Raw genomic sequence first — 9,626 nt, forward strand, 5'->3', positions numbered from 1 at the left:
CAATGATTCAAGAGACGATTCAATCCCACTGTCGTCACTGCGGCACCGATGTGAGTTCAGTGACGCAGCATCGGCCAACGCTCGGGCCAAACTGGGAGCGGGCCGACGGCACGCCGCGACCGCTCGGCGTCACTTGGCTGGAACACGAACAGTCCTACAACTTCGCGCTCCACGCAGGAAATGCTCGCAGCGTCACGTTGCTGATGTACCTCAAAGATGAACTGCGAGTTCCGTGGCACTCCGTGGCGCTTGATCCACTGAGAAACAAGTCGGGACCGATTTGGCATTGTCGAGTTCCCATCGCCGAAGCCGGTGACGCGGAGTACTACGCTTACCAAGTCGACGGTCCGGTTGAGGGTGCCGCTTTGCCGTGGCACGCTTTCGACCCTGAGAAAGTCTTGCTCGATCCGTATTCGCGAAGCATCTATTTTCCCGATTGCTTCAATCGCGAGGCAGCACGCTCGCCCGGCTCCAACGCGGGCCGCGCTCCGCTGGGGCGTTTGGACGTTTGCCGATGTCCGTTTGACTGGGGCGATGAACAGCGAATCCGCCATGGTTCCGATTTGGTCATCTACGAAATGCACGTTCGTGGCTTCACGCGGCATCCCTCTTCAAATGTCGAGGCTAGCAATCGGGGAACATTCGCTGGTGTCGTGGAGAAAATCCCGTACCTGAAGGAGCTCGGCGTTACCGCAGTTGAATTGATGCCCGTCTTCCAATTCGACCCGGAAGACAATAACTACTGGGGCTACATGCCGTTGAATTTCTTCTCGCCCCACCACGCCTACTCTGCCCATCAGTCGTCTTGCGCCCAACACAGCCAGTTTCGCGAGATGGTTCGTGAGCTGCATGCCGCTGGCATCGAAGTCATTTTGGATGTCGTCTACAACCACACGTGCGAAGGCGATCAACAAGGACCGACCTATTGCTACCGAGGAATCGACAACGACGTCTATTACGTTGCGTCCGATGATCCAGCTTCGCCCTACGCGAACTTCAGCGGAACCGGAAACACGCTCGACACCTCGCATCCAACAGTGCGTTCACTGATTGTCGATAGCTTGCGGTACTGGGCGAAAGAGATGCACGTTGACGGATTCCGGTTTGATCTCGCGTCGGTTTTCTCTCGCGATTCCGAGGGGAACGTCAATCTGCAACAACCCCCGCTGTTTGACCAAATCGCTAGTGATCCCGACTTAGCCAACGTCCGACTGATCGCCGAACCATGGGACGCCGCGGGACTCTACCAACTTGGTAGTTCGTTTCCGGGGCAGACTTGGATGCAGTGGAACGGCCGCTATCGCGATACGCTGCAACGCTTCGTTCGTGGCGACGTTGGAATGGTGCCGGACCTGATGACACGACTGTACGGAAGCAGCGACCTGTTTCCCGATCATCCATCGCAGTCATTCCGGCCTTTTCAAAGCATCAATTTCATTGCGTCCCATGATGGCTCCACAATCTACGATCTCATTTCGTACAACGAAAAGCATAATGAGGCCAATGGTGAAGACAATCGAGACGGCCCGACGGAGTTCCGTTGCAACAACGGCTGGGAAGGCGATACAGAAGCACCGCAAGAAGTGCTCGACCTACGCAAACGCCAAGTCAAGAACTTCTGCTGTCTGTTAATGCTTTCCGCCGGAACGCCGATGTTCCGTATGGGTGACGAATTCATGCAAACCCAGGGCGGCAACAACAATCCGTACAACCAAGACAACGAAATAAGTTGGCTCGATTGGAGTCGACTCGAAGCAAACCAAGAAGTGTTTCGCTTCTTCAAGAACATGATCGCGTTTCGCAAGGCGCATCCAACGATTGGACGCTCAACATTCTGGCGTGACGACATTCGCTGGTTCGGTGCCGAATCGCCTGAAGTAGACATGTCATTCGAGTCTCAGATTCTGGCCTATCACCTGTTCGGCAGTTCAGCGAGCGAAGCTGATATCTACGTGATGATTAACGCATCGACTCGTCAACTCGTTTTTGGCATTCACGCCGACGGTCCAAACATCTGGATGCGGGCAATCGACACTTCGCTTTCCAGTCCGCTCGATATTGCTGGTCGGGAATCGCAAGTCGCGATCGAAAACAGCCGCTACCACGTAAACCCTCGTAGCGTCGCCGTGCTGACACGCAGCAGCGGTACATCCACCTCCTAAGTTTTCTCCGAAGGAATGACTTATGAACACCATACGATCCATTGCCTTCCTTTTGACACTGACCACAACGACGAGCGTTTTCGCTCGCGAATGGTCCGACAAAACAGGGCAATACCAAGTTAACGCCGACCTGATCGGTTACAGCGACACGACCGTTGTCCTGAAACGGAAGCCCGATGACTTGGTCGCCGTTCCGATCGAGCAATTGTCAGACTCGGACCGCAAGTACCTCGAAACCCAAACGAAGGACACGATCGCCGGTGGTGGCAGCGGCATTCAAGTCTGGGAATTGAAGTCCGGCCTGAAACTCCCCGGGCGAATCATCGGCTTTGACAAGCACGGCGTCACCATTCAGCGTAGGCTAGGGAAGGTCTACGTCAACAACCAACGCTTCGATAAGATGCCTGGCGTCTACCGCGCCATCATCCCGAAGCTGGTCGAGCAATTCACTTCCGAAGAAATTGACGGCGAAAAGGGACTCGAGGACTGGGCGCGCGAACAGCGAGGCAAACCACGCACGTTTGAGTGTGCCGGAGTGATGATCGAACTAGAGGACAGCAATCTGTACTGCGTCCCGTTCTTCCTCTTCACCGACGAAGTCTTCACGATGCTCAAGCCGGGCTGGGAACGCTGGCTGGCCGCCAAGGAAGACTATGACGAAAAGGAGAAAGAGTCGTTCCTTCTCCAAGCACAATCACGTGCTTACGAGCAACAGCAAATGCGAGCGAGGCAGATTCAGCAATTGCAGTTAAATCTACAAGCCTACGACGCCGGTCTCTTCGATCTGTGGGAGGTCACGATGTATCCGCAAGCGGGCGGATACGGAATTCCACTGAGCGTCGTAGTCCCAGCAACCGACAGCCAGCAAGCCGCCGCAGTCGCCCATCAGCAAAACCCCTCGTACGTCGTCGGCCCCATGCGAATCGTCAGACGTCGAAACTGAAGTCAAAGCTTCTCTGTGCCCTTGCGATCAAAGTAGATTCAACCCGACTTCGAGGTCACGATCCTAATCACCAGTCAATCCTTTGTGAGCTTCACGATGCCAAGAACTGTCATTCCCGGTTTCAGCTTCCGCTCAGGCTGCCAGAGATCGACCCCCACTGTGGTCGTGCGTGAATCGTAATCACATGGTCATGAACGACTGCGGCGGCCGAATGCGCCTCGCGAATGAAACGCTGCCGCGCCGTACCGTTTGAAGCCAACATTGGCGAGAGGATCTTCACTGCGACGACGCGGCCGAGCGTCGTATCGACCGCCTTGAAATCCGTGCCCATGCCGCCGCGGCAAATGATCCCCATCACGTCATAAGTACCTAATCGTCCCAACGCCTTCGGGTTATCAGATGGCGAGAACATCGTCAATGAGCTGTCGTCGCTGGCCAATTCGCAATGTGTATCCATCGCCTCACCTTCATCTTCATGCAGCCGTTGCATCGCTATCTTGAGGGCTTGATCGCGGGTTTCCATCTGCAAGTCGGTGCCACTCACCCGCAGCGGCCACAATTCCTCGCGTGCCGGAGCAAGACTCTCCACCGCTCGCTGGCACTCTTCGCAATGGTCGACGTGACCGGCAACTTTCGGCTCTTCCGCATCGGCAAGCTTGCCCATGATCAGGTTTCGTATCTGTAGTTTGCTGGGACAGATTTATTGGTTAACCATGTTTGGCTCCCACGACCGGCAATTCGATTTCTGTCGTTGCGATCTTTGCTTTGATTCGCATGAGGATGCGGCTCTTGGCGACATAGATGGAACCAGCGATCATACCGAGCTGCCGTGATCGTTGACGGCGGTCTGCCAGAACGCCTGCCAAGTATGTTCCTTAAATTCGCTGCGGACTTCGTCACACGCCCAGGCGAACAATCGTTTCTGATATTCATTCTCCCATTCTTCCTGCTCGTCCGGCACCGCCACTTGCTCAAGTCGATCTCGAACGTGTGAATCGTCGCTACCGATCGGCTGTCGCTTTCCGCCGCGCAAATGTTTGTGCACTGCGTTTCGAGTCACCGTGAACATCCGAGCCCGAAAGCGAAGAGTGACCACGTCTCGAACGATTGAGACATCAGCTTGAAGTGCCACCGCACCCCACTCGCGAATCAGTGACATTGAAGCAGCTCTCGACTGCCCATCTTGTCACTCCAGCGACGATACGCACCAAAGCCTGCTCGCGTCCGACTGTGCTCAGTGCCATGCAACCGACCGTTGGACGATAGCCGATTGCAGGCATCCGTCGGCCAGGTCGAATGATTGCAACCAATGTCATCAGGCTCCGCCCAGCCACTACATAATGCACTTCAAGATGATTTCAGCACGCGTAGCCGGCTGGCCCCACGCTCGCGTCGACCAGTGAAACCAATGCAACCAGACAACATCTTGGAACGACATCAAACGGGTCGGCATGTACAAACATCATTGAAGAAGATGAGATCTGAGATGAACGTCTAGCCGGGCGAGAATCCTGTAGGATCGTGGCAATCAGCATAATCGGACGTGATCATTCGTGCGGATCGCTGTTGTCAACCGGCTTGAGGCAATGGAAGACCTATATTCTTCTGTCAGCAAACGTCGCCCATCCACGCGTACAGATGGATTGGGTTTGTCAAAATGCACATCATTCCAAAAGCCGCAGATGCACACCAAAGAAGGCGGATCAGAACCGCGAAAAAAGTTTATCCCCGAGTTCGAAGGCCTGCGGGGACTACTGGCGGCATGGGTTGTCTTCGGGCACATACTTCTGTTCTGCGGATTCACATACCAGGACGGTTGGTTTGGAATCTTGTTTTCACCCATCCTGGGCGTATACGCTTTCATGATGCTAAGCGGGTTTGTGATCACCGCTGCGCTCGATCAGCGCCCAACGACATGGCTAACCTTCATGTCCCGACGGTTCTGGCGTTTGTTCCCGGTGTATGTGTTCTGCATGACGCTGGCCATTGTCGCGTTCAACGTGTCCGTGAACATATCTAGCTCATCCACACTTGCGACGTTTGGGCAAACAAACATGAGCCGGCTTACCGACGTCGATCAACATTTCGGTCTTTACCTGGTCGCCGATGCCACGCTGCTTCAATGTTTGTTGCCTCGGTACTTGTTTCCATACGCAGGCGAATCGTTTCTGCCGCCGACTTGGAGTCTGACGATCGAATGGCTTTTCTACATGGTGGCGCCGTTGTTATTGCTCTTGATCAAGCGCAGCCGACCGTTGGCGACTTTCGTCACGGGGAGTTTTATCTTGGGAGTCTACTCCCTTGGCCCCTGGATGACGGAGTATATCAACCAGTCTTTTCACGTGGAGAACGTTTTCCATTTTCTGACGGGAATCGGCAGCTATTTCATTTGGAAGCACATGCCTGAACGGAAGGGCTGCTTGGTATCCACCGTATTGTTTTGGACTGCCGTCGTGGGTGGCATGGTTTTGTTGAATCTGCCGTACAAGATTTGGCTAGCAACAATGGCGATCGTACTCTACGACCGAGTCCATCAGCGACAGCTGTTTTTTATCGAACGGCCGCGGCATCTATTGACCTCGAAGCTGGTTCAATTCCTTGGTCGCATCAGTTATGTCACCTATCTATTGCATTGGATCGTTATTGAAGTCATCTTGTTTTGGGTCATACAATTCGCACCCCAGCTGACCGATCGATTCGTGTTAGCATTTCTATGCACGGCCATCGGTTTTCCGTTGACGTACGCTTTCTCGTATGTAGTTCACCGCTGCGTCGAGAATCCAATGATGCAGCTTCCAAAACGCTGGGCCGAGCGGCATCAGTCTAAACAACAACTTGTGATATCCGCTTGATCGCCGGGTCTCGTGAAGCGGATACGCAGGTGTTCCCAAGACGCCTGCCATGATACATCGCACGATGATCTCGGCGAATGTTGCGGACAAGTCACACGCCCGAGTCAAGCAATATCACCAATGCCATCAAACCACGATTTGGAACGAATTCAACGAGCTGGTTGGGACAAACATCACTGACCTTCAATTCACCAGCAAGCGAACATGTCTGTCGACCCGTGTTTTCGTTGCGGTAGGCTGATTCATCCTAGCGACAACTCCAGCCCAAAGCGTAACCCCCTGTGGCCAGAAATCAGTGCAGCGGAAGGCAAGCGCTGGCCTCGCGGCACCCACCACGCCCGGAGGAATCTGGCTGGTGTTGACGCTTAAGTCAATTTGGTCATCCGCGCGGGCGATGTCGTTCAAATACAAAATCGAGTAACCGAACATAGGTTGCGACCATGAGCGTGGTATCCCGGATGTCTTTTTTTAGAATTCGTGAAGAAAACTGGAGCACACACCATCTGACTTTATGGTTGTGTTAACGCGATTGCTTCACGACAGATCGCGACGAGATTACCGCGGTTGCCCCTCGTTCAACAACGAGTTCGTGAACTCCTGTCATGCAGTGTATAAAGCCACTCACATTGAGTGCCTTTTTCCATTCACTCGTCTTCTTCAATTTCCATCTAACGTCGTCTTCGAACGAGCAGCCCCAGCCCCAAGGCGCCCAGCAGGCATGCCGAACTTGGTTCTGGAACAGCAGTAAACTCGACGGTTAAGGCTGGGTTGTTAGAGCCGTTTGAACGACTGTTGAATCGTTTTGCAGAACTTGCAACTGCTTCGTTGCCGATAGCTATCCAGCCGAAATTGGCAACACTGCCATCCACCCAACCTTGAATCTCACTAACCATGCTAGGACTCGACCAAGTATAGGCTCCGGTCGTGCTGACAGTTGTGGTTGCACTGGCATCGGCGACAAAATCTCCGCCAGGGGTCGTCCAGAACTGGTCGTTAAAGAAAGTATTCGTCCAAGTTGCATCACCAGTCGCCGCAGCGATGCCAGCGCCTTCGCCGCCATTCGCATCAGAAGTCGATTCCCCCCATGCTGATTCCAATCGATAAAGGCTGACGTCATACGCAGTCGACGATGCGACTTGCGAAGCAAACAAACTGAGAGACGCTCCCGTGATTACTGCATCGGTTGGAATCGCCGTTAGATCGAACTGAATCAAAGCTCGCCTTGGTGATGGGCTAGCATTTTGTCCGGCAAAGAAAAAGTCCCCCGACCCATTACTATTCCCCGGTGAATTTTCGTAAATCGAGTTGTCTTGGCTGGGGTTCAAAACAACAACCGTAGCCGCATTTACCAAGGCCGATGATGCGAAAAATGCCACGACAAAAAACAAGACAATTCGCATAGAATGTTCCGGGTATCTGAAGAATGAAGGCCGATACCTGTTCGAGCGTAATTGAAGCAGCTCGTCCAGCAACCTATTTTATGTGGTGATGCGGACAAATCACCATTCGCGAAAGCAGTCGACGCAACCAGTGGCCAATGATCGCAAAACCTTTCTCCCCTTCGATCCATTTCGTCGGCCACTCATCACAGCTCCAATGACTGATCGGGGGGCTGACTGCTTCGGATCTGCACACGTTTTGGCGGCCAATTCGGCTTGTTGAGCCGCCGTCATCCCTTGAGGCCTTTCACAACGCCTGATATCACAAAGCAATTTGATGATCGCTTTCTTCAACGCGGGGATGATACCGTCGTTGCACTCGATACCGATCAGCCGGGGCCAATTGTCTCGATCGCTTTGCCTGACATGTTCCCCTCCGTGGAATTGGGCAAAGCAGCGATTTTCCGCTGTTAACGCATTTCACGTCAGATCAAATCGTTCCGGCGACACTAGAACTGTAGCTCCAAACCGAACCGCAGCCCCTGCGCCCAGAAATCAGTGGAGCGGAATGCAAACGCTGGCCTCGCGGCACCCACCAGCACGCCCGGAGGAATCTGGCTGGTGTTGACGTTTAAGTCAATTTGGTCACCCGCGCGAGCAACGTCGTTCCAATAAAGAAACGTGTAGCCGAAGTTCGCAGTGAGGCTGCGACTGAAGTGGCGATTGAGTGTGACACCGAACTCGGTGATGGTGGTGAAATTATCCGAACTGTACGATCCGATGTTGGACCCCTGAGTTAACAGGCCCGCCGGGTTTTCAATGTTGCCGACAGCGGAAACGAGCGTGCGGCCCGTCACATCCGCTTGACGCTGTGTCGCTCCCAAAGCCAACTTGCCGATTAGGTCGATCGACCAGCAGCGATTGGGTTGCCACTGACAGGCAATCCCGAACTGCCCGCCGTGGAACGTGTTTTTTGAATCGAACTGATCCAGCAGATCGAATGACGTTCCGGCGGTAGGACCGGCTAGCGAAAGCGTTGATTCGGCGATCGTGATTCCATCGTCAAGTTCGGCAAACCGATATCCGAGCAGATACTCCATCCGACCACACTTGGACCTTTGTGCCGTCCAACGGTACAAGGCTTCGGCTGACTGAAATTTGGACGTCATGTCGATGTTCAAACTGCCATCGACCACACCGGGGAAGGCGATCAAACGAGCGTCTTGCGCATTCGTCGTCTCGTTGAAAAACGGTCGTGCCAAGATCCCGGTATTTGCATTCGAGGCTGAGAACGAGGTCGTTTCGTTGCCGAGGTGCAGGTAGCTGAATTCCCAGCCGCGACTTTGACAATCATCGTCCCAAAGTCCGATGGTGTATCGACCGCCCGGGCGGCTGCCGTCGTTGTATTCGTTATCGCCGAAGAGCACACTTGTACCAAGCTGACCGAGTACACCGGCTTGATCCTGTCCCGTTCCCACGGGGCTTGTGGTGGCCAATGGAGGTGTGTCGAGCCCCGAAGTCCACCAAAGTAGGTATTCCGCCCGGCCCACCAGTCGGCTAAAGGACGTTCTTGAGTTTCGTCGGTCGCAACTTGTGCATTGAGCGTTCCCACATCCGCTAGAAGGCATGAGGCTGTCGCAGTAAGGGCCCATGTCGTCACATGCGCTGGGCTCGAACGACCGGGGGGGCGGAGCGTAGACCACGGAATCGTCAGCGAACGCTTCGGTGTGATATTCAGCCTGCGCGACCGCCACGTTGAGTGGTTCGGTAGGTTTCCCAGTGTCGGCGTCGGGTCTGCGGTGCGGGCGTGAGGTTGGTCGTGCATTTGTACTGGCTTGATGGCGAGGCGTCTTTTGAGCACCCTTCGGCACGACTCGCCAACGCATGATCTCAGGTTTTTGACTGGCGGTTCGACGTCCATTGCGTTCCGCTGGGCCCTGGCCGAAGGCGTCTGCTCCGGCCAGTGAAGCAGTAACCACGACGGTTAGCAAACAGAACAGCGTTCTCAGTAGATTCAATCTGCTGGAATGAATGCGTTGAGATGGCATGTTGGAAGCTCCCGCTGGCCGAATAAGGACGTACATCCGGTGTAATCGGCACAACCCAGCTAATCGCCCCAGTTTTTTCCCTGAAAAACACTGCTCTTCCCGGAAATTTTGCGTAGATTGCCCAGGTTTCCCTGCGGCGTGTGAAGCGCGTGCCTACGGAGTGAAACTTGTCCGGATCAGGGGAATATCGGGGATTTGTCGAATAATAGCTGTCTGTCAGGCTTTAATTTGACGATTCGTGT

General features: G+C 54.2%; 8 protein-coding genes. 3 read left to right on the plus strand and 5 right to left on the minus strand.

What is annotated here, in order from left to right:
* Nucleotides 1-2: 2 nt before the first annotated feature.
* Together TBK1r_RS12840 and TBK1r_RS12845 are read left to right on the plus strand one after the other, a co-directional pair.
* The gene (locus TBK1r_RS12840; RefSeq protein WP_145210973.1) at nucleotides 3-2,162 is read left to right on the plus strand and encodes a glycogen debranching protein; all 2,160 of its coding nucleotides are present in this window, start codon (nucleotides 3-5) and stop codon (nucleotides 2,160-2,162) included.
* A gap of 22 nt (nucleotides 2,163-2,184) precedes the next feature.
* Nucleotides 2,185-3,105 (plus strand): SHD1 domain-containing protein, encoded by a 921-nt coding sequence (locus TBK1r_RS12845; protein ID WP_419581288.1) that lies wholly within the window; start codon nucleotides 2,185-2,187, stop codon nucleotides 3,103-3,105.
* A 121-nt stretch (nucleotides 3,106-3,226) separates the two neighbouring features.
* Here TBK1r_RS12845 and TBK1r_RS12850 read toward each other — a convergent pair whose 3' ends face one another.
* Both TBK1r_RS12850 and TBK1r_RS12855 read right to left on the minus strand, forming a co-directional pair.
* Nucleotides 3,227-3,769 (minus strand): protein kinase family protein, encoded by a 543-nt coding sequence (locus TBK1r_RS12850; protein WP_145210975.1) that lies wholly within the window; start codon nucleotides 3,767-3,769, stop codon nucleotides 3,227-3,229.
* A 150-nt stretch (nucleotides 3,770-3,919) separates the two neighbouring features.
* Complete coding sequence (locus TBK1r_RS12855; protein WP_419581289.1) at nucleotides 3,920-4,264, minus strand: hypothetical protein; 345 nt, start codon at nucleotides 4,262-4,264, stop codon at nucleotides 3,920-3,922.
* Between the two features lie 523 nt (nucleotides 4,265-4,787).
* Here TBK1r_RS12855 and TBK1r_RS12865 point away from each other — a divergent pair.
* Nucleotides 4,788-5,957 carry an acyltransferase family protein gene (locus tag TBK1r_RS12865; RefSeq protein ID WP_419581290.1) on the plus strand — a complete coding sequence of 390 codons (1,170 nt, stop codon included), beginning with the start codon at nucleotides 4,788-4,790 and terminating at the stop codon, nucleotides 5,955-5,957.
* Between the two features lie 183 nt (nucleotides 5,958-6,140).
* Here the strand turns inward: TBK1r_RS12865 and TBK1r_RS12870 are convergent, their stop codons facing one another.
* From TBK1r_RS12870 to TBK1r_RS12880, 3 genes are all read right to left on the minus strand, one after another.
* Complete coding sequence (locus tag TBK1r_RS12870) at nucleotides 6,141-6,386, minus strand: BBP7 family outer membrane beta-barrel protein (protein WP_145210984.1); 246 nt, start codon at nucleotides 6,384-6,386, stop codon at nucleotides 6,141-6,143.
* Between the two features lie 239 nt (nucleotides 6,387-6,625).
* Nucleotides 6,626-7,357 (minus strand): DNRLRE domain-containing protein, encoded by a 732-nt coding sequence (locus TBK1r_RS12875; protein ID WP_145222541.1) that lies wholly within the window; start codon nucleotides 7,355-7,357, stop codon nucleotides 6,626-6,628.
* A 488-nt stretch (nucleotides 7,358-7,845) separates the two neighbouring features.
* Nucleotides 7,846-9,420: a BBP7 family outer membrane beta-barrel protein gene (locus TBK1r_RS12880; protein ID WP_145210987.1), complete on the minus strand. Its 1,575-nt coding sequence runs from the start codon at nucleotides 9,418-9,420 to the stop codon at nucleotides 7,846-7,848.
* Nucleotides 9,421-9,626 lie beyond the last annotated feature (206 nt).

Source organism: Stieleria magnilauensis, assembly GCA_007753675.1.
GTDB lineage: Bacteria > Planctomycetota > Planctomycetia > Pirellulales > Pirellulaceae > Stieleria > Stieleria magnilauensis.